Source organism: Pseudomonas sp. P7548, from assembly GCF_013386585.1.
GTDB lineage: Bacteria > Pseudomonadota > Gammaproteobacteria > Pseudomonadales > Pseudomonadaceae > Aquipseudomonas.
Genome location: NZ_JACARO010000038.1, coordinates 19,339 through 41,055 on the forward strand (window position 1 = coordinate 19,339; position 21,717 = coordinate 41,055).

The following is a 21,717-nucleotide window of genomic DNA, read 5'->3' on the forward strand; positions in this document are numbered from 1 at the left end:
ATCTTTGGTGGTGTACGCTTTTGGGAAACAGAGCCGCGCCTCAGGCAGAGCTTCACCCAACACCGCGATTGTATTACCAACGCCCTCTACCATCCCGAGGCATTGACCTATCAGAATAAACTCAGCGTTTGTAGTCTTTGCAACAGGCCGGGGCTCACTTACGAGTGAGCACTTTTTCAGTAACGATTCCCCATCAGCAAATGCCGTTAAGCTCGTAAGCGATAGCAATGCGGCAACCAAAATTCGTTTCATGTTTCCCTACTCGGCCCAGGGGAGCGAAAAGCGTCCCTCTCCTACGGCTTCGGCCCAGCACATGGCTGGGCTTGGGCGTACCTGGGCGTTTTCCGAGTTAATTGGACGTCTGAGCCAGCGCCTCGGCGTGGATCAGCTGGGCGTGCGCAGTGATGAGGTCAATCATTTCTTTGAATGCCTCTGTGGGCACCAGAATGTAACCATCGCGCTCGTTCAGGTGGAACGGCGAGAGCAAGAAGCCCGCGACCGTATCCGGGATCTGCAAAGCGCGAATTTCCTTGTGGGAAAGATCGCAAAATTCGTTATTGTTAACGCTCATGGCCCTTCTTTCCTTAACGTTTCTTCTGAGCGCGATGCCCCGGTGCCGTCTCCCAATAGCTCACAAAACGGATGTCCTCCACCTCGCTGCCGCTCAACCCCAGACCGCCATACCATCGGGCCTCAATAGCCCGGCGTCGACAAGATAGCGTTTGAGTATGAGCAACGACGGCGTGCACTCGGGCTGTGCGAGAAACTCATTGCCCAGCGCGGACGTGTACAGGCGCAGCCAATTGCGGGCGGGCACCCTTGGTAAGAACGCGGCCAAACCAGCGAAATTATCGCTGGAAAACACCAGACGCAGCGTACGCAGGATCGGCTGGTAATCCGGCGCAGAAAGCAGCGCAGCGAGGGTGTCATCGAGCAGGTGGGTAATCACGACTTTATTTAGCCGCTCCTCGACCTTGGCGTCCCCGAGCGCCACCCGTGGGTCAATTGCCACCGGGTAAATCGACTGAAACGACTTCGCGCCACTGAGCATGGACTCGTAGAGCACCTTGTCCGCCGTCGAACCGGTTACCAATACATCGTCGCCAAAGATCACATGCACCCCACTCCAGCGGTAGAAGTTCTCTGCGGGGATGACATGGTCCTGGACCAGGTTGACGCGTTCACGTTCTTCGGTGCTCAAGCTGGCGTAGTTCTCACAAGGCGGCGCGATCCGTGGAAGCTTGACGTTGATGATCGTGGGCAAATGCATATGAGCCAGTTTGACATTGATCTCGCTGACCACGATCTCATAGAGCACGTTCGCCGTGGACGGCACGTTGCGCCAGCCGGTGGTCATCAACACCACGTTGTCACCACTGGCCTTGGCGTTGAGAAACAGCCGGGCCCAATGGGAGTAGGGGTCGTCCAATTGCGTGCACCAGTAGTCAATGACCAACCAGGCCAGGTGGCGAATATCCTCAATGCTTCCATACTTGGCGCGGCTGTAGATCGCCACCAGCGCCGAGGCATCCGCCCCGGTCGTCATGTCGCGGAACGAGCCCGCGCCATCCTGCGTCAGGCAGTGCAAAGCATGACCGCCAAGTACCGAGACATAGCGGGGCATGCTGATCAGCCCGCGGGCCAGCAGGTCGGCAGCGAAAGCGCGAAAACCCCGTTTCGCATCCTCGAAGCGGGTCGATGCCAGCGCCTGTTCAAACTGACCCAACTGGGTTTCTACGGGAGCGCTGGCGATCTCACGCCAGCAGGTCGGGAGCGGTGCTTCGGTCATCATGTTCACGGTTGAATCAATCCATCGGAAATAGCCACGGTCGCAGTCAAGGTTCCCAGGGGGACATCGACTCGGCGGCGGCTCTCGTAGTAGCAAATGCTCTGTAAGCCAAGCGGTTGCAGGCTCTGGAGTAGTTCACGGATGCCAGCACCGGCATCTCGCGGGTCATGGGTATCAGAGCCGACGGTGAACGCCGCCTGGTGCTCGATCAGGTGAGGCAACAGGGCGCGCGACGGATAGGACCAGCGCCCATGCACCTCACGCCCCGATGCGTTGTCCAGGCTCGATTTGCGAATGCCCGAAGCGTTTAGCTCATACGCCACGCCGTTGCGCGCAAACAGCGGCAGTAAAGGCTCGAAATGGCGCAGTACGACCTCTTCGTCGACACCGCGCAACAGGGTGTCCGCATGCCCCACGGCATCAAACAGGCCGCTCCTCAGCAGTGCTTCCAGGTCCGCGAAATAACGATCCAGGAAGTTTTGGGCAGCCAGGCGCGGCAGCTCCCACACCTTTACCATTGGTTCGCCGGGCACTTCGACGTAGTGAATGGAGCCAATCACAAAGTCCAGTTCGTGGCGCGCCAGCAAGGCCCGGTTATAGATATCGGAGCCCGGCATATAGTCGAACTCAAGGCCACGCAAGATCTTGATTTCACCCCGGTACGCCGCCTGCGCCCGCTGGATATCGGCAAAGTAACTGTCGAGTTCGGACTCCAGCAGACGGTTATCGGAGTCCACCGGAAAAGGTGCGTGGTCGGTGATGGTCAATACCCTCACACCGGCTTTGATTGAAGCCCGGACAAGTTCGTCGACCGTGCCAATGGCATGTTTGGAATAGAAGGTATGGCTGTGGGAGTCGATCATGGGCACACCATCTGTTCAAGCAGGCCATCATGGTTCGCCAACTCCTTGACCAGCCAGTAAGGGTTGTTCGCTTTCGCCATAATCGCCTGCACCAACTCGCGGTCATCAAACCGTGCCAGCAGGTCGGTCAGCGGCTGGGTATACAGCGCCCGGGCCAAAGGGGTTTCACTGATATGGCTGGCGAGGTGCTCCCAGCGTACGTGATCAAAATGGATGTTGCCCAGACGCTGATTCTCGATACCGTAGAGATATAAATCACCGTTGGGCTTGACCGTCAGGTCCATGCCATTGGCAAGCGGCGGTTTGTTCAGGCTGCCAAAGGTAAAGCGCTTTTTGACCTTGATCTCGATGGCCTGGATGTAGTCGAGCAGATCCAGATAGCCTTCGGGTGTGCCTGGCGCGGGATGGACGAGGTTTTTGTAGTCGATGCCGAATGATTCGCCGTCCACCTTCAACACATCCTCCAGCGCATTGCAGGGTTCAATGGTTGCGTGAATACCCCAGCGCGCCAATTCGGCGACCAGAAAGTCACGGGTGAATACCCGGTCCGTGTCGATGGAGCGAAACGAAAAGCTCAAGCCCCCCGGACGCCGCGTGCGCAGGTAATCCAGACTCAGCCCATGGGCGCGCCATTTGACTTTCTCGATGTGGTGACTGTCGGCGCTCAAGCGGATGTTGCAGGTGTCGCCGTGGCTCAACACGATCTGGACGGTGGTGTCATAAAAATCGAGCATTTTGTCATGGGGAAAGAACCCGCTGGTGATGAACTCGAACGCCTTCCCACCATTAGAAAGGTGCAGGATTTCGTGGAATACCTTGATGTTATTGAGCGGCTCGCCTTCCCCGCTGATAGAGATGCGCTTGACCTGCGGGGCATTGATTAGGGCCGCTAGGTTCTCCCGGGCGAGCGTCGAAAGCTCCATGCCGATGCCGGTCTTGTGCTTGTCGGCATACATGCAGAATGCACAGCCGATTCCGCATATCTGGGTGATGTCGATGTAAAGGAGATGACCTTGCAGATCCATGCCTGAATTGCCTTATACGTACGAAGAGCAAAATGAAGTCAAGGGCGCCGTGGCCCCTGGATGTGTGTCGCCCGGCGCCCGACCTTGCGGAAATCTATCTCTGCGTTGAGTTTCTGCTCATACACCCACTGGCTTGCCTGGTGGCGCAGGTAGCGCTCGGTTGCACAGTCGCCACAGTTGGCCTTGAAGCCGGCCGGCTGCTGGAATACCAGCCGCACGGACGACCCGCAGACCGGGCAGGCCTGCAGCGCCACGAGTTCCTGCTGACGCAGCCCCAGGGCCTCGGCCTGCTGACCGGCGTTCGCAGCGGTCAGTGCCTGTTGCAACTGGGCCAGGTGTTTTTCCGACAAGACCTCGCGAAGCACCATCTGGGCCGATCCCATCTCCAGGCTGATGGCGCTCATCGCTCCCCCCGCCCCGCGCATCACGGTGCCCGGCACCTTGGTAATCGGCGTGCCATAGGCCTGCAGCAGCGGCTGCCAGAGAATCGCATCAACCAGATGGCCAAAGCGCTCCACGCCGTAGAGATCAAAGGGCGAAAGCGCTATCCAACCCGCCTCCAGCGCCGCCTCGTTGTTCACCTGCCCCAATGCGGGCCAGGCAATGACCCTCTGGGGCAGGCCAGGAGTATGGTCCGGGCGGTCGGTAAAGCTGAACCAGGGCACCACCGTCAGCAACACCTTGGCGTCCGTACCCAGGATGGAACTCACCAGTTCCCACTCCAGGCCTGAACTGCGAAGGCTCAGGGTTCGTCCCGCCCATTGCGCCTCATCCTTGCCATCCAGGTAAGGGGCCAGGGCGTGGCGCAACATTAGCCCCGCATAGCGTGAGTAAGCACTCGCCAACTGGCGATTTTGCTGAAGGCGCTCCTGGGGGGGCTTGCCTGCACGCCCCTGTACCTTGCGTAGTTCCTCCCACAAGACCGCCACATGACGATAGTGCGCGTCGTGACTGAGGATATTGGTCAAGTGCAGGCCACCGCTGGCTTGCGCCGACCGAGGCACCAGCGGATACAACCCAGTCTGTTTCAATCCGGCTATCGCCTTGGAGGCCGCCTTCAATTGCCGCAGGGTTTCACCCAGTAAATGTGAAGCTTCGCTGGTCATTTCCTGGTTACTGAAGGTTTGCCCCCAGAGTGCGCAAATGGCAATGGCCAGGCGATGATCAAGGCCATCGGCCCCATAGAATTCCAGCGCCTTGCTCAGGGTGCCCTGGATCTGCTCCAAGGTCGCGATGCGTCGCCACAGATGCCGCTCGATACGGTCCAGCAGGCGCGCATACACACGGTTTTCGTAAGTGTTGTAGTCGTCCTCGCTGAAACGCGCCAACACTTTCCTTGGGATGACACCGCTCAAGGTTTGCCGCTGCCAGCACTCCGAGTGAGACGCCAGGTGCACCAGCGCGCCTTTGGCCATGCGCTTGGCTCGGGCTACATCCGTGACCTCATTTTCGTAGTGAAGATCCAGGCGCGGGCGCAGTGATACCTGGTGCAAGTGGCCCTTGCTGATCACGTCCAGCAGCGACACCTCGAACGGCAACAGATGGCTTTGCTCATTGATCACCTCGGCCGGCATCAACGGCGACCTCAAGGTTGCCTGCCGCGAAAACTCTGGATCTAGGGACTCAAGCGCACTGGCAAACAGCTCGGCCTGAGGAGACAGCAGGGCGTTCGACGGCACGAACCCATGCAGCGCTTCGTCCAGCAGGCAGCGGTCGCTGCCATCGGGCACCAGGATGTCTTGCCGCAGTAGGGTGTGGCCGTTGATCGTCACGCCGGATTTGCCGGCCCAGCAGAAGCGCCCGGGCTCGACCAGACCGGGCAGCGTGGCCACGGGCTCGCCCAGCAGTCGGTCAAACCAGTTCAACGATGCCCTTCCCGGCGTTTGATGTCCGCCGTCAGCAGGTCCAGGGATTTGACCGGGTCGCCCTTGAGGTTCGCCTTGATCCAGAAGCTTTCAAGCGCGCTCATCAACTCCGTTACATCTGTGGTGCCAACGTCATAGCGCCCAGTCACCTTGCCCTTGCGCATCACACGGGTGGACAGCAGATGGTCGAGGGCCTGCCCCTCACTCGCTCCGGTCTCCAGCATGACCGGAATAAACCGCAGTGCCTGTTTCTCAAAGCGGTTGCCCCAACCTAGGTCAAAATGGCTGGCCAGTTGCTGGGTAAATTCATCGCGGGTCAGCCTACCGAGCAGGTCCTTTACAGGCATCTCATGGAGCAAGCACGCCCGATTGAAGGCTTTTTGCAACGAAAAGAATGAGTACCGCTTCTTCTCGTAAGGCTGGATGACAAACCCCGCATCCTGCTTGGGCAGGGTCATCACGTGGGCACGGTCGTAGGTCTTGTCGGCCAACTCGCTGGTGGATTCATCATGGTTGGCGGTACCGATAAACCAGACGTTATTCGGCACCAGTATTTTCCGGCCGTTCTTGAGGTTGAGCGGCGCACCCGACAGCGCGACTTCCGACAGACTGATCAGGCGCTCCCTTGGATCATTCTTCTCCAGCGCCGAAAGGAACTCGGAGAAATACTGCTCGGGCCTGGACAGGTTCATCTCGTCCAACAGCACCACGTTGCAGGCGTCGTCCCAGCGAGGGGTCTGCGCCTTGTACAAGGCTTGCAGACAATCCTTCTCATAGAAACGCCGCTCAAAGGCGTTGTAATGGCCCAGCAGGTCATCCCGGTCACGCCAACCCGCTTGTACGGCGATATCCGTGCAGAAGCCGCCCATGGCCTTGGCGAACGCCTTGGCCAAGCTAGTTTTGCCTGTGCCGCTAATGCCCTGGAACACATGAAGCTGGCTCATGGCCAAGCCGCCCAACAACACCCGGATGTCTTCAATGGGATAGAACAGTTTGACCGAGGCTTCTGCAGTGGCGATGCGGTGCTGCAATTCAACCGCGAACGGCCCGAGGTCCTGCACCTCCTCCAACTCAGCGCCAGCACGGTAGTCCTTGTGGGTGTCCATCAAGGACATGGCAGGGAATGGCGTCTGGGTTTTCTGTGCGTTGGTCAGTTGCTCAACGGTGGTGGCCAGGTCATTTATCCTGGCGTCCAGGACGGTTGCATGAGTCTCCAGCACGCGTCTTTTTCGCTCGCTCCATTCAAGGTCAGTGGCCGCGACACGCGTCATGCCAACTTCGCGATTGGCCTTCTCGTATTTGGGCATGATGTCGGCAATCTGCATGCCCAGGTCCGCCACATGCTGGCGAAGTTTATCGTTTTCGCCCTGCAGCTCTGCGGCATCGGATTGTTCCAGCCGGGTAAGCAGCGCCCTGTTGTCTTCACGCAGTGCACTCAGTTCGTCAAGCAGGACCGTCGCCGACTGATCCCCCAACTGAGCTTTCAACAACTGCAACTCGGACAGCTCGTTTGCACTCTTATCCACCATTGCCCAGGCCTTGCGCTCGCGCGTTTCCACGCGTTCCACCTCGCGTGCGAAGCCGTTGCGCTCCTGCTCCATCTCGCGCGCAACCTGATCCTGCTGGGTCGCCTTGGCCTCCTTGACGGCGGCCCACTCCCGGTCCAGGCGGCGCGTGCGGTCCTCCACCTGCTGCTCGCGTTGTGCAAGCGCATCTTCACGGGTATCCAACACATCGGCACGGGCAGCCTCGGCTTCAGTGCAACGGAATTTCACATCGGCGAGCTGCCTGGCGAGCTGGCGCAATTCCTGGTTCAGGGCCTGTTTTTCTTCCTGAAGCAGCCCAATTTCGCTGTCATGCTGTTCGCCCAACATGCGCTGGCGCTCTTCGAGGACCACCAGCGCCAGGCGGTTCTGCTCGGCAAACCCGGCCTCGGCGTTGACCTCACGCAGCTTGACCTCACGCTCGCGCTGCGCCAATTCGCCATCGGCTTGCGCCTGTCGCTGCCGCACGCGTTCAAACTCGGCCTGGCGAAGAGCCTGGGCCTCATGCTGTACCTCAAGGACGGCCTGACGTTCATCCAGCTGTTGCATCCGCGCATCACATTCCCGGCCGGCCTGGTTGGTCAGTTCCCAGCGCTCCTCATACTCTTCGAGCAGTGTATCTGCGCGCTTGCCCAGGTCCTTACAGAACTGGGCGAAGCGCTCGATCCAGGTCGAAAACGCCTTGCTGTCGTCATCGCTGATGTGGGCGACCAGCTTGCTCAAGAAGGCTTCATCCACCGAAAAATCAGGGGCCAGGGACACACCGGAATACAGCTTGGAGGCATTCCCGAAGGAGGCGCTCCACATTGGCACCTGCTTCTCCAATTGCACGCGATTGGCAGTCTTGGCTGGTGCGGATGCGCCGCCTATCGGGGCGCTGTAAGGGGCGTTACGATTATTTTTGGCCATTACATCCATTCCTTGAAACGTTCGGTAAAGCCCAGGGCGTATTGAATATGTTGTTGCGCCATCGGCACGGTCACGGGGGTGACTTTCTTGCCGGTAAATTTGCTGTGGGCGTGGCTGCCCTGGTTACGCAGGGTGGCCAGCGCCAGGAGCTGTTCGAGTTGCAGCTGCTCTTCGGTCAGCGTCTTGAAGGGATGCCCGGCATGGCTGCTGGCGCCCCAACCGGCGGCAAAGAGCAGTGCCTTTAGGGAGCTGCTGGGGCTGGAGCACGCCGAGATGACCTGATCCAATTTTTGCCGGGCCAATTGCCCAACGACCTCGGCGTTGAACGCGGGCAACCGAAACGACGTCAGGATTTGGCGAGTGACGCGATAGTCAGCACGCTGCTCTCCCCTGGGCATCAGGGCAGGATCGACCGGGAACGTGCCGATCAGCCATTGCATCACCACCTCCAACAGCTTCTGGCACTCGGTCATGGCCGCTTCAAGCTCATTCTCGGCGGTATCGCCCTGGGCCAGTTTTTCCTGGCGGGACAGCAGCGCTGCCAGGTAACGCTTGATATCCGTCTGGCGCTCGACCCAGGGAAACTCGGTTAACACCCGAAGATCCGCCTGCTTTTGCAGATCGGCCAGCCACTGTTCGACGCTCTGCTCGTCGCCGCGAGGTGCCTCCACCAGGCTGGACAGGTACTTGAGCAGCCCCTGGTTTGCCTTCACCAACGGTAACAAGCGGCTGTCCATCCACCAGGCCTGGTCACGCAGGTCGAACGGGTCCCTGATTGCCCACAACTGCCCACCATCCGGGTCTGGCGTAATCCACACCAGTACATGAGCGAGTCGGGCCTGGGCGTCCTGGCGCTCCACCCCTTGCAGCTTTATCTGCTCGGGCAGGTCGGCCTTGCCATACAGCTGCAGCGTTGCCCGGTAGTCCTCGCGATAATCCCGATAGGCTTTCATCAACGCTGGCGTGCTGCAGGCCGGCTGCACACGCTGGTTGGGCAGAAGCAGAAAAGGTGCAGTCGTTTGACCGGTTTTCCTGTTCAGGGCAAAGACCGGGAACTGTCCACGTGTTTCGGTCGGGACGATGTCCTTGAGCTGTGCCTCGAAGCGCGGCCACAGTTCACCGCCGAGCGCGTCCTGGAAGAGGTACCCGGATTTGAGATTGGCACTGGCCTCCTCCTCGTCCAGCAGCATGCGCAAGCCCTTAGGGGTAACGGCATCCGCACGGGTCACCAGCCAGCCATTGCTGACGGCTTGGGCGAGGATCAGCTTGACCAGGTCTTCATGCAGGTTGGTCAGCTCGGCAATCGCCTCTGCCCGCACCACTTGGGCCCTGATCAGGCCCAATACGGCACGTTGGAACAGGTTCAACCGTGCACGCGTGACTTCGGGGTACAGCACCCGATGCACCCATACCGGCCACAACACGGCACGAGCGCTGCCGTGGGGCCTTTCGCCGAACTTGAGGTAGGTTCCGGATTCACCGAAGGCTGCCATGCGCACCTCCACAGAGTTGGTGCAGCGCCACCAGGGCAGGCACGGCTTCCTCTGCATCGACATGGGTCGCCAGTGCCGCATCACCGACGCAGATCAGCATCTGGCGCTGGCGACTCATGGCCACGTTCATCCGGTTGGGTAACCGCAGGAAGCCGTATTGCTCATTGAGCAGGGTCTCCCGGGACTTCTCCGGGCTATCTTCGGCACGCCCGGCCGGCCCGCGCCGACCTTGCGGGCCGGTGCGTACACAGGACAACAGCACCACATCAAACTCCTTGCCCTGGAAGGCATCCACCGAACCAACCCGCAGCCGCTCTTCTGAGTACTCAGACCCATCACTGCGGACTTTTTTCGCCCACTTGAATTGCTCATGGGGCTCGATGCCGGTGCTCTTGCGTTCCATCAAGGGCACACCATCGATCTGCACCTGGGTCAGTTTTTCCATGATCAGGTCACGCTGTGCGGCATAAAACGTGATCACCCCCACGGAGAGGGCTTCACCGCCCGCGATCATCAAACGCTTAACCTCTTCCACGACCCGCTCGGCTTCGGTCTCGCGCATGGGGCTAGTCCCTCCCAGACGTTGCGCAAGGCCCGCGCTGGCCGGCACATCGATCCACTGGCAGACCTTGTTTTCGTAATGCCCACCGTCGTTGCCCAAGGCCCGGATAAAGTCCGGCGCAAACGCAAAATCATCATCCTTGCGCGTGGTCTTGACCGCCTCTAACCCGACTTTTTCATAAAACTGTGCACTGACAAAATCCCCCAGCACGCGGTGCATGCGAAACTGTGTGTCGAGCATCACCACGCGGCGAATGCCGTCTTTTTTCTCCAGGTCCTGCAACATCAGGCGCATCCTCTGGAAAAGACTCGAGCGCAAGGCCTCCAGCTGCAACGCTGTGAGTGCATGCTCCTCCTGCAACTGGCTCTCGACTTCTGGCTCCAGCATGTGCGGCAACTGGCGGTCATCGCCGACCAGCACGATGCGCCGCTTGGCCATGGCCATGGGCACGAACAGGTCCAGCGGGTTGGCACGCGCGGCCTCATCAACGATGACGGTGTCGAACTCGATGTCCATGCTGTCCAGGTCTGACACGGCCTTGAGGCTGGCCATCTGGCGTCCGGCCGCCTGCTGGCAGGTGGCGCCCACCACCATGGAGTATTCCTGGGCCGCCGCCACGGCGGCGGCACGGTCCATTTCCAAACTGCCAGCCAGTTGCTCCAGTACCCAGGCCACCCCCAGCTTGCGCTGGGAAATCTTGTCTTGCAGATGCTGTTCCAATTGGTCGATCAAGCTGACGCCCAGGGCATCGAGTTGGTGCTTGAGTTGCGCAGGTCGGTAATCCGGCAGGAAGCGATCCAACAAGCGGTTCTTGCCCTCGGCCAGGCGCTGCAATAAATCCTGCGAGGCCTGCCGGCAATCGGCGGCTTGCTCCAGCAGCTCGCGCATTCCCTCACCGAGCGCTACATCGTGGCGCTTCAACCAACTGAGCAAGTCCCACGCACGGTCGGCACCGTCATCACTGAAGGCGCCAGGCTTAACCCGCAGGGCGCGAATGCGGCGCAGGGTTGCGCTGTCGACTGCGTCGGCGCCGCGTCCGCGAGGCAGAGGGTTGATCTGATCGATATAGTCCTGCAACGCCTGTTCCAAGCGCGCCGGCAGGAGCAGGCCGTGTTGCACCAGTGAACGGGCCGTCGCCAACATGTCCTTGAATGCATCGGCCCGTTCTGCTGGTGAAAGGTTTGAGACACGGGTCATCAACAAGGCCTGTGACAGGCGGCTGACGGGCTCCAATTCCGGATAGCGTTCGTACTCCTGGGCAATTTTGCCCTGGACATGCTCGACTTGGCGTTCAAGCCAGGGATCGATGCGATTGTCTTCTTCAACATCTCGACGCTTGCCGCCGATGCGTGTGGCCGGCAACTTGAACACGTCGCTGCGCTCCAGGGCGTTATCCACGGCATCATGCTGAAAGCTGCTGATCAGAACCTGCCCGGCAATGTTCTGCTCGCGCGTTTCTTCCGCCAGCCTGCGCTGCAAGGCTGCGATCACCTGGGTCTTGCCGGTACCGGGAGGGCCGATGATGATCGCCAGTTCCGGCGTATTGAGTGCCTTGTCCAACGCATCGATCTGTTTGTCTGTGGGTTGGCCACCTTTAAACGACTCGTTGGCGTAGGCTGTCAGGCCCTTGAGCGTGCGGCGCCGCTCCGCCGGTATGGCCAAACCTTCGAGCAACCACCTGAGTGACGGCAAGCGCCTGCCGGAATCAATGGACTGCTTGGCGATAAGGCGTCGCTTGCCAACGGTGCGGTTACCGGCAACGGACAGGTACAGCCAGCCCTCGGGGCTCTTGGGTTTAACGTCGTTATGGGTCGACACCGGCGTGAACACCAGACACTGTGCTTCAAAGCGGATCCGCCCACGGGGTGTCGGGGCAAACGAGGCGGACGGCGCTTCATTGCTCAATTCTTCCGACCAGTCCGGCGGCGCGTCCCCCAGGTCGAACTGGGTATCGCGGGACAAGTCCAGGCCCTTGTGACGCTCGCAGAATAGTTGGTAAGCCTCTGGGGACTTGGGCCACAAGCGCCAGGCGTTTTCTCGCCCGTTCTGAAAACTTTCATAGCGCACAAACCGCAACGCCTTGAGGGTCTGGGCCTGTTGCAGCGCGCGTTGCCACTCCTTGTCGTTGTACAGGTTCCACAATTCCAGGTAGCCCGCATTGTCGCGCAGCATAGCGTTGAGCAACACTTGCTGGGCAGGGCTATTGAGCTGCGCCGCGACCGACGCGTCCCGAAAGGCAAAGTCACCCACCAGTAACGAAAACGAATCGCTGCGCCGCACATGGCGAGCCACGCGTTTTACCAGCAGCGCACCGTCGGCGGTGCGCTCGATATCGGCGCGCCACCCCATGCCCAACACCTGGAAGCTGCCCTTGGCTGCGGTGTTGTTGAAGCGCGAAAGGGCCAGCCAATCACCTTCGAGCGCACCTTTGACCACAAACTGCTCCTGCATCCACTGGCAGGCCTGTTCGACATCGTTCTGGCCGATTTCCTGATGGGTATACAGGCTGTCGGCAATCAGCCCGTCGACCCTGAACTCTAGGTTCATGGCCGATACATCGGCAGGTGCGCAGTACTGCACCTGCAATCGGTTTTTTTTGCACGCTGCCAGCATCCAGCGCACCTGGTCCCGTGACGCCAAAGGGCCGAACAGGGTGCTTTGCGACGGATTGCAGGTCACCACGATACGTTCGTCGCCCTGCACCACCAGCCAATCATCCTGGTAGCGCTGAACGGTGATCGCTTCGTTCACGCGCAAGGACTGGGTTTCCTCAGTCGTCGAGAGGCTCAACACATCCGCGCAAAACAATGGGAATTCTTGAAGGTTCATCGTTCATCACCACCGGAATTGCCAGACGACATGGGTTTCCCCGGGAGGGCCGATATGCAACTGGTACGGCTGGTCATACTGGCCACGACGTGCCGCCTTGAGCCCCTGGAATTCCCCGAGTTGCTTGGGATCGCCCTCGCCTTGCAGGTACAGCTCGCCGTCTGGCAACTGGTGGATCCCCAGGCCCTTGCCGGTGTATTCGAGGCGTACATGGTCGGTGGGCCAACGGTCATAACTGAACGAGGGTAACAACCGCTTGAGCTCTTGGTTTGCCCCCGGTTGCAGGTACACACGGCGACCGGTGGCGATGCGGTGGTCAGGCAGTTCGGCGTCCCTTTCTTCCGGCGCCAGGCAGATGAACTCCTCGAACACCACCAGGTTGGCGTCGACCGGTGCATCGCAAAAAAAGCAGGCCATGTGCGCAGGGTCAACGCCAGTGCCCGGCATCAACGAGGTGGAGGTGCATTCGGCGCACTCAACCATGCGTTCGTCGATCTCCACCAGGGCTTCCAACCATTCGGCGATACCCGGGCGGGCGATTGCATCTTGCTTGCCCTGCTCGAAGCAGCGACTGAACAGCGCGGGCAAGCGGCTGTGTTCGGCCAATTGCAACGGCAGGTTGGCAAAGCAGGCATTGTCGGGGTCATCCGAATCATTGATCCATGGATGCTCCCCTCGCAGTGCCGCGTCCTCTTCCTCCGGCTCACCCAGTTCGACCAGTTCGCCCTTAAAGGGATGGTTGTGGGTCAACACGCGATAGGCGATGACGGCAAAGCTCCAGCAGTCCGTCAGGCTCGACAGCATGGCCTCGCCGCGCACCACTTCCGGCGCGCCATAGTCGGGGGTGTGAAGGGTCAGGCCGCTGTGGGCCTGCAGGCTGATGTTGTCGCAGTCGATCAGCCAGGTTTCGGCAAACCCGGGATCATCCGACACAAAAATATTGGCCGGGGACAGGTCGCCGTAGAGCATGCCGCGCCCATGCAGCTGGTTCAAGGTCCTGGCCAACTGGCACAGAATACGCACCCGCCGACGCAGGCCGCCCTGGGCCAGGTAATCACTGGCGGCATCGTCCTCGGCGGCGACAAAACTGTCCAACAGGCTTTGCAATGGAACCAGCCCGTCCATCAGCTCCATGACATAGCCAAAGCGCGGCGGCTTGAGCAGTGCCAGCGGTCGCGCCAGTTTCAGGTCGCTGAGGTCCTGGCGGATCAACCATGCCATATGACGATGCCAGCGTTGCTTGGCATCGAGGTCAGTATGGATAAAGCCCTTGACCAGGACAGTGGGCAATTGTGTGCGATACACCACACCTTGCCCGCCACGGCTCATCTCGCTCAACAAGTCGTAGCGAGTGCCCTTTTCATCCAGGACATGCTTGGTACTGCGCTGGGTAGCGGTCATTGTTTGTGATCCGTTCGAAAGATACCGGCGATGCTCTTGTCATCACCGTGAAGTGGCGTGGACCAGGCGTGCATTTCTCGCTCCAGCCAGGTGCGCATGCGGCGTCTGTTGCTGCGCGCAAGGCGGCGGTAAATCACATCGAAAAAGGGTTCCAACTGCTCGGGGATCAGATCGTCACTGATGCCGTCCGTCATCAGCAGCACGCCATCGCCGGGCAGTACCAATTCGAACTCGCAAGTCTGCCACAGCCCCTCGCCTGCCTGGGCCAGGGTGTCGGTCTGGTTGCCGAACCCCTGGCGCGCCGCGCTGATCACCCGGAAGGCACCTCGGCTCTTGAGCAGCAGCAGCCCATCCCCTATCTGCCCGGCCTGCCCACGGCCGCGGGCATCGACCCGAGCCCACAGGCAGGTGGTTTCGTAATCGCGATAGCGGGTGCCGAAATGCTCAAGCCAGGACAAGCGAATGGCCTGGCCCAGTTTTTGTGCAGAAACGGCGAAGGCCTGCCTGGTATGTTGCTTGACCAGGCGTACCGCCTTGCTGGAGCCGATGTGGCTCAGGCGCCGGCTGCCCAGGCCGTCACAGACCGCGATGCACCACCCCTGACGCACGCCATAGACCCCCATGGCATCCTGGTTGACCACGCCGTCCTGCAGGTGCCCCGGCCCGATGACCTTGGCACCAGACGCTGCCAGGCGCATCAGAATTCCCAGTCTTGATCATCGGCAGACGGCAGCTCCAACGGGAGCGTTTGATTGGGGGTCGACGACTGGCTAAGGGCGCTGACGCTCATGGTCACGGCACGGAAGAAGCGATGAATATCCCGTGCCTCAGAGGCTTGAAACAGCGGCGCTTCCTGATCATTGGCGAAGTCGGCCAGCATGCTCACATCTGCATCGGCACCGATGCCCATGGCGAAGCGCGTGGCCTTGGAGGAGCGCTCACCATTTTGCAATTGCGCAAAAGGCGTCTCCCACTCGTCATTGGGGTAACCATCGGAGACCAACACAATCACCGGTTTGTAGGCGCGGGACGGCACGATGTCTTTGTCTTCGATCAGTTGGCTGGCCAGGCGCAATGCGCCGCCCAAGGGCGTGGCGCCATCCGCCGTGAGCTGGCTGAAACTTTGGATTTGATGGGCCGGGGTCAAGGGCAGGTTCAACTCTGCGCTGCTGCCGCCAAAGGTGATCACGCTCACCTGGATTTCAGCGCGCAGGCGGCTTTCATGGGCAAAGGTGGCGATCATGTCCTGGAGCGCGCTGTTCAACGCCTCGATCTTGCCGCCCTCCGACATGCTGCCACTGGTGTCCGCCAGCACAATCACAGGCAAAGGACGGGCAGCTTGGATCTGGAATTTCTTGAGCTCTGACATTTCAACGGTTCCTTGGTAATCAGTAAGTGACGTCCTGGTTATAGCGAGCTTCGTGCCAGAATAATTTATTTCTTTAAAAACAATAAGTTACGAAATGCAAGGATCAATAACGCCCGAAAAAAATAATATTCATTACTTCAAAGTAATTTTTCTTACCCTCGCTTGTTATTCGACACAGTGCTTTTCGATCCACTTGCTCAGGGTCTGCTGGCTCTTGAGCCCCAGGAGCAAGGCGGCTCGGGTTTTGTTCTGGCCCGTTGAGGCCAATGCGCCACGCACGTAGTGGCTCACGACTTTGGAAATGATGTGGTTGATGTCCACCCCTTGGGACACATCCATCGTCATCAGGTCGTTGTCCTGCGCCGGCAGTTTGAACAACGCCTGGTCAATATCGCCCCGGGTAATCAGCGAGTCCTGGCACCAGAGCGCAGCGCGCAGCAAGGTGGCGTGTAACTCCCTAACGTTGCCGCGCCACGGGTGCCGTTGGATGAGTTCCCTGGCCTCCAGCGAAACCTTTTTTTCCTTCAGGCTGGGATCTTGGCTGCCGATACCGGCCAGCAGCGCATCGGTCAAGAGCCGCAGGTCACCCTCGCGCTCGCGCAGCGCCGGCAGATGCAGGACACCTACAGCGATGCGATAAAACAGGTCCTCACGGAAACTGCCATGTGCGACGTCTGCCATCAGATTGCGGTGAGTGGCGGTGATCAGGCGCACATTCACCTGCACTTCACGACTGGCACCGACCGGCGTGAATGTGCCCTCTTGCAGTACACGCAATAGCCGCACCTGCACGGCCAAGGTCAGTTCACCGAACTCATCAAGAAATAGCGTCCCGCCATGAGCCTGTTCGAACACCCCAAGCCGATCTGCAATCGCGCCGGTAAACGCACCTTTTTTGTGGCCGAAGAGCACGGAATCAACCAGTTCAGAGGGAATAGCACCGCAGTTGACAGTTACGAACGGCTGGCTAGCGCGCGTTCCTGCGTTGTGGATGGCTCGGGCAAACAACTCTTTGCCGGTACCCGTCTCTCCATAGATAAGGACCGGCACGCCTTTCTCAGCAAGAACGTGGGCCTGTGCCTTGATGGCCAGCATGCGACCACTTTCCGCGACAATGCTGTCAAACGCGGCATCCACCGGCACTTGCTGCTCAGCCAGTTTGGCCAACTGGTTGCCGCTGATTGCGCTGGCCGCTGGAACATACTCGGCAGCGATTTCGAAGGGGATATCAACCTGCTGGACACCTTGTTCCAACGAAGATTGATAGAAGACTGCGGGGTAACGGGTCTTGCCCAACAGGATCCACACCGCCTGCATCGCAGGTGTTCCGGGGCTCAGCAAGATGGAAAGATGTGCCCCTTCTCCCACCAACCGCTGCAGATGCCGATTGGCCGCGTGATAAATCTCGCCGAAATGCACAGGGGAGGATAACGGCTCGACATAGGCCGTGACGGGAATATCGACTTGCTCGCGGAGCCAGCGAAGATAACGCTCAACCTGCTCCGCAGGGTACGCACACAAGAGTTCGACGACATCGAAATCGACAGCAGCGAGGGCCGAACAGACAGGCCCCGCCCCCTCGCCGATCACCGCTTTCAAATCGTTAGCGCCGATCCAACTGACCAAAACCTTATGCTTTACCGCAACCATCCCTGAGCTCCAACAAATCCTTTTGCTAACGAAGGCCCTCATCACGATCAAGGACTATCGCTACCAGATATCAAATCAAATGCCTTTATACTTAAAAAGTGGCCATTTAACATCTATCCGTTAGTAGGCACCCACATGATCCTATTTACTTCGATTTAGCATCAGGCTGATGCGGCAGGCTACACGCACTCTCCACCACGATGGAGGCGGCTCCAATCAGTGCTTATGCAATCAGCCAGATTTTGAATCTTGAATGCCTTGGAAGCAGAGGTACGTGCAAGAGTCGATTAACGAAATGATCAATCTTCTCGTTCGAGATGCGAAACTCGGCTATCACAGGTATGACGCTCTGGAAATTTACAAGCTGCAATTCGCCACCAAGGTGGCAAGGCTTTTACTTCTTCGGGCTGGGCTGTTCACGCCGACGATGAATTGACCTACGTGCCGAGACAAGACTGCCCCACCTCCAAACCTTCAAAAGTCCAGCACAGACAAGGATTCGCGAGGAGTCAGACTGGGTCAGTGAAATCTCAGCAACTGGGGAAATTCGGCGTAGGCGCCAACAGATCATTAAACTGAAGAGCAAGCACTGAATCAAGAAATAGGCATCTCTGTAACTATTTTCTTTCACGCGTCCTAACGGAAACATGCTTGCTCGACATTAGTGTAATGCTGAAATACGCATCGATACGTCAGCCTCTTTTCCATTTCTTCAGCCACTGGGTAGCGAGGTAAGTAGATTTTTAACTTCTGCCAACGTTGGTGCATAGGCTCCGGTATGTCGACACGATAGGGAGGCGCAAGCAGTTGAAAAACGCAGACGCTCCTTCAGATCGGTGATTCCCAGCAAATCTGCAGCCAACCAACCCGCCATGCTCGCATCGCCCGCCCCCACAGTATCGGCAACGTCCCCAAGAATCGCGGGCTGTTCGTATTGACGGTCCGACGTATGAAGAATCATTCCGTCTGCACCTCGGGTGAACAGGATCTGCGCCCTAAAGTTGAGCGCACGTAACTCATCCATGGCCTGATGTTCGGTCAATCCGGGATAGAGGTGACGAAGGTCTTCATCGGACAGCTTGATCATGTCAGCCAGGGCGGTCATCGTTGGGAAAGTGCTCTCCCGGTAATATCTGTCCATCAAATTGCGCCAGTTCGGATCAAAGCTAATTCGTTTGCCAGCGCGTTTCACCTGTTCGGCGAGGCTGACCAAACGATCTCCCAATGGCTGTCGAGCCAGACTGATGCAGCCAAAATGACAAACTTCGGTATGGTCAAGCCAACCTTGCGGCAGCAGGCCCGTATCGAAAAACAGATCGGCATCCCCGGCAAAAAAGTACCTAGGCGGGCGGCTTGACGGAACGATGGCGACCAAGGGCTCTCGGTCCACTCGTTGTATAAATCGCATATCTAGCCCTGCCACCTCTGACTGTAGGGCTATCTCGTCGCCCAACGAGTCCGTACTGACGGCCCCTGCAAAGGAGCTGCTGACACTCAGGCGACTGAGCGCTCGTGCAACGTTCCAAGGCGCACCGCCCGAAAAACCCTGCCACTGTCCGGGTACGCCCTGTACAATGTCAGTCAGGGCTTCACCAAATACGATTGCCCGAGGCAATACCATCGTCCTTTCCTTTCTGATTAAAGAGATTTCTCGGCCGACTGGCCTTACACAATGGGTTCTGGAGAACCGCAGGGAATGGTGAGAACTTTTTCCAACGTCTGTGTCACTCCCACATCCCGCAAGCTGTTGTAGCACCATTCAAACGCCGCCACGAACTCGGGAGAGTTAGGAATCTGCACACCAAAAATCTCCTCAACTGTCAGCAATCGCTGAGTGATTAATGCATCATCGGCCACCAATACCTGACAAAACGCCGCCCGCGGATCCGCAATCAAGTAGATATTGCCATTCTCCTCCACCCCTTTCAAATACATAGCCCAGGCCGCCACCACCAGCGCCGCGCGCCGGGTATCCCGGCCCTCGGCAATCAAGCGGTTGATGGTCGGCACGGTGAACTTTGGAAGCTTCGACGAGCCATCCGAACACACCCGCTCCAGCTGATCGGCAATCGCCCGATTGGAGAAGCGTGAGACCAGGGTGTTCTGGTATTCGGTCAGGTCGATTCCCGGCACCGGCGCCAACTGCGGGGTCACATCCAGCTCCATGTAAGCGCGTATGTAGCGTACGAATAGCGAGTCATTCATGGTCTCATGGACGAACCGGTAACCCTTCAGGAACCCCAGATACGTCAGGGCCAGATGGCTGCCGTTGAGCAGCTTGATCTTCATCTCTTCGTAAGGCGTGACATCGTCGGTAAATTGCACACCGACCTTTTCCCAGGCCGGGCGCCCGTTGACGAACTTGTCTTCCAGCACCCATTGCGCAAAGGGTTCACAAACCACCGGCCAGGTGTCGTCAACACCGTGCTGGTCGGCCAGTTGCAGGCGATGTTCAACGCTGGTCATCGGCGTGATGCGGTCGACCATGGCGTTGGGGAAGCTGACGTTAGCCGCGATCCAGCCCGTTAGATCGGCATCGAGCAAAGCGGCAAAGGCCAGCAAAGCCTTGCGGGTCACGGCGCCGTTGTGCGGCAGGTTATCGCAGGACATCAAGGTGAAGGCTGGCGTGCCGGCGGCACGGCGTTTGGCCAGAGCGGCGCAGAGAAAGCCGAACACCGTTTTCGGGGCCGCCGGGCTGCTCAGGTCGTGCTGAATCTGCGGCAGATCGGCCATGAATTCGCCGTTGCTGTCGTCGATGCAATAACCGCCTTCGGTAATGGTCAGCGACACGATGCGGATTTGCGGGTCGGCGAGTTTTTCGATCAGTGCCTGGGCATTGTCCTCAGCCAACAGCATGTCGCGAATCGAGCCGATTACCCGCACTTCGGTGGCGTCGTTGTCTCCCAGTTCGAACAGGGTGAACAGACAGTCCTGGCCGTGCAGGTGGTCGTGGGCACGACGGTCTTCGCCGCGCAGGCCGACGCCGCAGATTGCCCATTCGAGGCCTTCGCCCAGGTTCATCAGCGCATCGGTATAATACGCCTGGTGGGCGCGATGGAAGCCGCCGACGCCGATATGGGCGATGCCCTGACGGGTGTCGCTCAGGTTGTAGGCGGGCAGAATCACCTCTGGGGCGAAACGGTTGAGGTTTTTTTTAGTGAGTTTCATACAGGATCCCTGAAATCAGGCGGCAGCGCGCAGTGGTCGGGTAACAGCCACGCCGTTGCCATCGAACAAATGGCAGTGGTCGGCATTCAAATGCAGGCTCAATGTTTCGCCGTAGCGGCTGGCTAGGTCGCCAAGCACGCGCATGGTCAAGGCCTCGCCGGACGCCGTGCGCATGTGGCAGAACGTGTCGCTGCCCAGATGTTCACCGACGTCGGCAGTGACCTGCAAGGTGCAGTCACCAGGCATGGCCAGTTCTAAATGCTCCGGGCGAATACCTTGAGTCACCGCGCCACTGACGCTCAGGCTGGCGCAGCTCACTCGCAATGTGATGCGGGTGCCGGCATCCAGCAAAACTTCACAGCCCTGGCGCTCGACAAGGCTGACGCTGCTCTTGAGAAATCCCTTTTTCGGCGTGCCGAGAAAACCGGCGACGACCAGGTTGGCCGGCTGATGGTAACGATCCAGACGCAAGCTGACCTGCTCGATCCTGCCACCATTGAACACCACTACCTTATCGGCCATGGTCATCGCTTCGACCTGATCGTGGGTCACGTAGATCATGGTCGCTTGCAAATCCTTGTGCAGGCGTAGCAGTTCAAGGTGCATCTGCACCCGCAGCGTGGCGTCAAGACTGGACAGTGGTTCATCGAACAGGAAAATTTTCGGGTTGCGCACGATGGCCCGGCCAATCGCAACGCGTTGCCGCTCGCCACCGGACAGTTGCTTCGGCTTAAGCTCAAGCATCGGCCCGAGTTCGAGAATACGTGCCGCTTCACTGACTTTTTTTAACACTTCGGCTTTTGGCACCCCGGCTAGGTCGAGGGCAAAGGACATGTTCTTGCGCACGCTCATGTGCGGATACAGGCCGTAGGCCTGGAACACCATCGCTAGGTCGCGCTTGGCCGGGCTGACTTCGGTGATGTCGCGGCCAAGCGCGATGGTGCCGCCGCAGACTTCCTCAAGGCCGGCAATCAGCCGCAACAGGGTGGGCTTGCCGCAGCCCGCGGGGGCGACGAAGACCACAAACTCCTTGTCGGTCACTTCCAGGCCGATGCCCTTGATGATAGAAAAGCCTTCGAAACGTTTTTGCAGATTCTTGATTTTCAGTTTGGCCATGGTGGGCCTCCATTTGAACTTATTTGGTGCGCCGTGCAGGATTTTTGTGGGGGCGAGCCTGCTCGCGACTATCCTTCAGACAACGGGTTATCATTGACATCTATTGCGAGCAAGCCCATTCCCACAAGGGGATT

The 21,717-nt window shown here is 59.0% G+C and carries 16 protein-coding genes; 1 reads left to right on the plus strand and 15 read right to left on the minus strand.

Features of this window, described 5'->3' with window-relative positions; all coding sequences use genetic code 11:
• Positions 1-349 precede the first annotated feature (349 nt).
• The 12 genes from HX803_RS15800 to HX803_RS15855 form a co-directional block, all read right to left on the minus strand.
• Complete coding sequence (locus HX803_RS15800) at positions 350-571, minus strand: hypothetical protein (RefSeq protein ID WP_016978908.1); 222 nt, start codon at positions 569-571, stop codon at positions 350-352.
• A 93-nt stretch (positions 572-664) separates the two neighbouring features.
• Positions 665-1,789 carry a hypothetical protein gene (locus HX803_RS15805; protein WP_085984535.1) on the minus strand — a complete coding sequence of 375 codons (1,125 nt, stop codon included), beginning with the start codon at positions 1,787-1,789 and terminating at the stop codon, positions 665-667.
• 5 nt (positions 1,790-1,794) lie between these two features.
• Positions 1,795-2,652: a histidinol-phosphatase gene (locus tag HX803_RS15810; RefSeq protein ID WP_016978910.1), complete on the minus strand. Its 858-nt coding sequence runs from the start codon at positions 2,650-2,652 to the stop codon at positions 1,795-1,797.
• On the minus strand, positions 2,649-3,677 hold the full coding sequence (locus tag HX803_RS15815; RefSeq protein ID WP_016978911.1) for a radical SAM protein: 1,029 nt from the start codon (positions 3,675-3,677) through the stop codon (positions 2,649-2,651). The genes HX803_RS15810 and HX803_RS15815 overlap by 4 nt, the downstream gene beginning before the upstream one ends.
• A gap of 38 nt (positions 3,678-3,715) precedes the next feature.
• The gene (locus HX803_RS15820; RefSeq protein WP_016978912.1) at positions 3,716-5,542 is read right to left on the minus strand and encodes a hypothetical protein; all 1,827 of its coding nucleotides are present in this window, start codon (positions 5,540-5,542) and stop codon (positions 3,716-3,718) included.
• Positions 5,539-7,995, minus strand: a complete 2,457-nt coding sequence (locus HX803_RS15825) for an AAA family ATPase (protein WP_235165486.1) — start codon at positions 7,993-7,995, stop codon at positions 5,539-5,541. The genes HX803_RS15820 and HX803_RS15825 overlap by 4 nt, the downstream gene beginning before the upstream one ends.
• A complete protein-coding gene (locus HX803_RS15830) occupies positions 7,995-9,488 on the minus strand; it encodes a hypothetical protein (protein ID WP_016978914.1) in 1,494 nt (497 codons plus the stop codon). Before HX803_RS15830 ends, HX803_RS15825 begins: the two co-directional genes overlap by 1 nt.
• Entirely contained in the window at positions 9,472-12,879 is a 3,408-nt protein-coding gene (locus tag HX803_RS15835) for a DEAD/DEAH box helicase (RefSeq protein WP_016978915.1), read from the minus strand. The genes HX803_RS15830 and HX803_RS15835 overlap by 17 nt, the downstream gene beginning before the upstream one ends.
• Before the next feature lie 6 nt (positions 12,880-12,885).
• Positions 12,886-14,280, minus strand: a complete 1,395-nt coding sequence (locus HX803_RS15840) for a protein kinase (protein ID WP_038848920.1) — start codon at positions 14,278-14,280, stop codon at positions 12,886-12,888.
• The gene (locus tag HX803_RS15845) at positions 14,277-14,978 is read right to left on the minus strand and encodes a PP2C family serine/threonine-protein phosphatase (protein WP_016978917.1); all 702 of its coding nucleotides are present in this window, start codon (positions 14,976-14,978) and stop codon (positions 14,277-14,279) included. The genes HX803_RS15840 and HX803_RS15845 overlap by 4 nt, the downstream gene beginning before the upstream one ends.
• Positions 14,978-15,649 carry a VWA domain-containing protein gene (locus HX803_RS15850; protein ID WP_016978918.1) on the minus strand — a complete coding sequence of 224 codons (672 nt, stop codon included), beginning with the start codon at positions 15,647-15,649 and terminating at the stop codon, positions 14,978-14,980. The genes HX803_RS15845 and HX803_RS15850 overlap by 1 nt, the downstream gene beginning before the upstream one ends.
• 165 nt (positions 15,650-15,814) lie before the next feature.
• Positions 15,815-17,299, minus strand: a complete 1,485-nt coding sequence (locus HX803_RS15855; protein ID WP_025999948.1) for a sigma-54-dependent Fis family transcriptional regulator — start codon at positions 17,297-17,299, stop codon at positions 15,815-15,817.
• A gap of 274 nt (positions 17,300-17,573) precedes the next feature.
• On the opposite strand from HX803_RS15855, the gene HX803_RS15860 reads away from it, so the two are divergent.
• Positions 17,574-17,735: a hypothetical protein gene (locus tag HX803_RS15860; protein ID WP_231124392.1), complete on the plus strand. Its 162-nt coding sequence runs from the start codon at positions 17,574-17,576 to the stop codon at positions 17,733-17,735.
• 276 nt (positions 17,736-18,011) lie between these two features.
• Here HX803_RS15860 and HX803_RS15865 read toward each other — a convergent pair whose 3' ends face one another.
• The 3 genes from HX803_RS15865 to HX803_RS15875 are packed head-to-tail and all read right to left on the minus strand — an operon-like array spanning position 18,012 to position 21,583.
• The gene (locus HX803_RS15865) at positions 18,012-18,920 is read right to left on the minus strand and encodes a carbohydrate kinase (RefSeq protein WP_016978920.1); all 909 of its coding nucleotides are present in this window, start codon (positions 18,918-18,920) and stop codon (positions 18,012-18,014) included.
• Positions 18,921-18,964: 44 nt separating this feature from the next.
• Positions 18,965-20,467, minus strand: coding sequence for a mannitol dehydrogenase family protein (locus HX803_RS15870; protein WP_016968898.1), 1,503 nt, complete (start codon positions 20,465-20,467; stop codon positions 18,965-18,967).
• Between the two features lie 15 nt (positions 20,468-20,482).
• The gene (locus tag HX803_RS15875; protein WP_016978921.1) at positions 20,483-21,583 is read right to left on the minus strand and encodes an ABC transporter ATP-binding protein; all 1,101 of its coding nucleotides are present in this window, start codon (positions 21,581-21,583) and stop codon (positions 20,483-20,485) included.
• Between the last annotated feature and the right edge of the window lie 134 nt (positions 21,584-21,717).

Excerpts from the sequence above, each read along its gene's own strand:
- HX803_RS15855 (WP_025999948.1), bottom strand. The coding sequence starts at position 17,299 with ATGGTTGCGGTAAAGCATAAGGTTTTGGTCAGTTGGATCGGCGCTAAC.
- HX803_RS15830 (WP_016978914.1), bottom strand. The coding sequence starts at position 9,488 with ATGGCAGCCTTCGGTGAATCCGGAACCTACCTCAAGTTCGGCGAAAGG.
- HX803_RS15850 (WP_016978918.1), bottom strand. The coding sequence starts at position 15,649 with ATGTCAGAGCTCAAGAAATTCCAGATCCAAGCTGCCCGTCCTTTGCCT.
- HX803_RS15845 (WP_016978917.1), bottom strand. The coding sequence starts at position 14,978 with ATGCGCCTGGCAGCGTCTGGTGCCAAGGTCATCGGGCCGGGGCACCTG.
- HX803_RS15835 (WP_016978915.1), bottom strand. The coding sequence starts at position 12,879 with ATGAACCTTCAAGAATTCCCATTGTTTTGCGCGGATGTGTTGAGCCTC.
- HX803_RS15825 (WP_235165486.1), bottom strand. The coding sequence starts at position 7,995 with ATGGCCAAAAATAATCGTAACGCCCCTTACAGCGCCCCGATAGGCGGC.
- HX803_RS15870 (WP_016968898.1), bottom strand. The coding sequence starts at position 20,467 with ATGAAACTCACTAAAAAAAACCTCAACCGTTTCGCCCCAGAGGTGATT.
- HX803_RS15800 (WP_016978908.1), bottom strand. The coding sequence starts at position 571 with ATGAGCGTTAACAATAACGAATTTTGCGATCTTTCCCACAAGGAAATT.
- HX803_RS15805 (WP_085984535.1), bottom strand. The coding sequence starts at position 1,789 with ATGACCGAAGCACCGCTCCCGACCTGCTGGCGTGAGATCGCCAGCGCT.
- HX803_RS15810 (WP_016978910.1), bottom strand. The coding sequence starts at position 2,652 with ATGATCGACTCCCACAGCCATACCTTCTATTCCAAACATGCCATTGGC.
- HX803_RS15875 (WP_016978921.1), bottom strand. The coding sequence starts at position 21,583 with ATGGCCAAACTGAAAATCAAGAATCTGCAAAAACGTTTCGAAGGCTTT.
- HX803_RS15840 (WP_038848920.1), bottom strand. The coding sequence starts at position 14,280 with ATGACCGCTACCCAGCGCAGTACCAAGCATGTCCTGGATGAAAAGGGC.
- HX803_RS15865 (WP_016978920.1), bottom strand. The coding sequence starts at position 18,920 with ATGGTATTGCCTCGGGCAATCGTATTTGGTGAAGCCCTGACTGACATT.
- HX803_RS15815 (WP_016978911.1), bottom strand. The coding sequence starts at position 3,677 with ATGGATCTGCAAGGTCATCTCCTTTACATCGACATCACCCAGATATGC.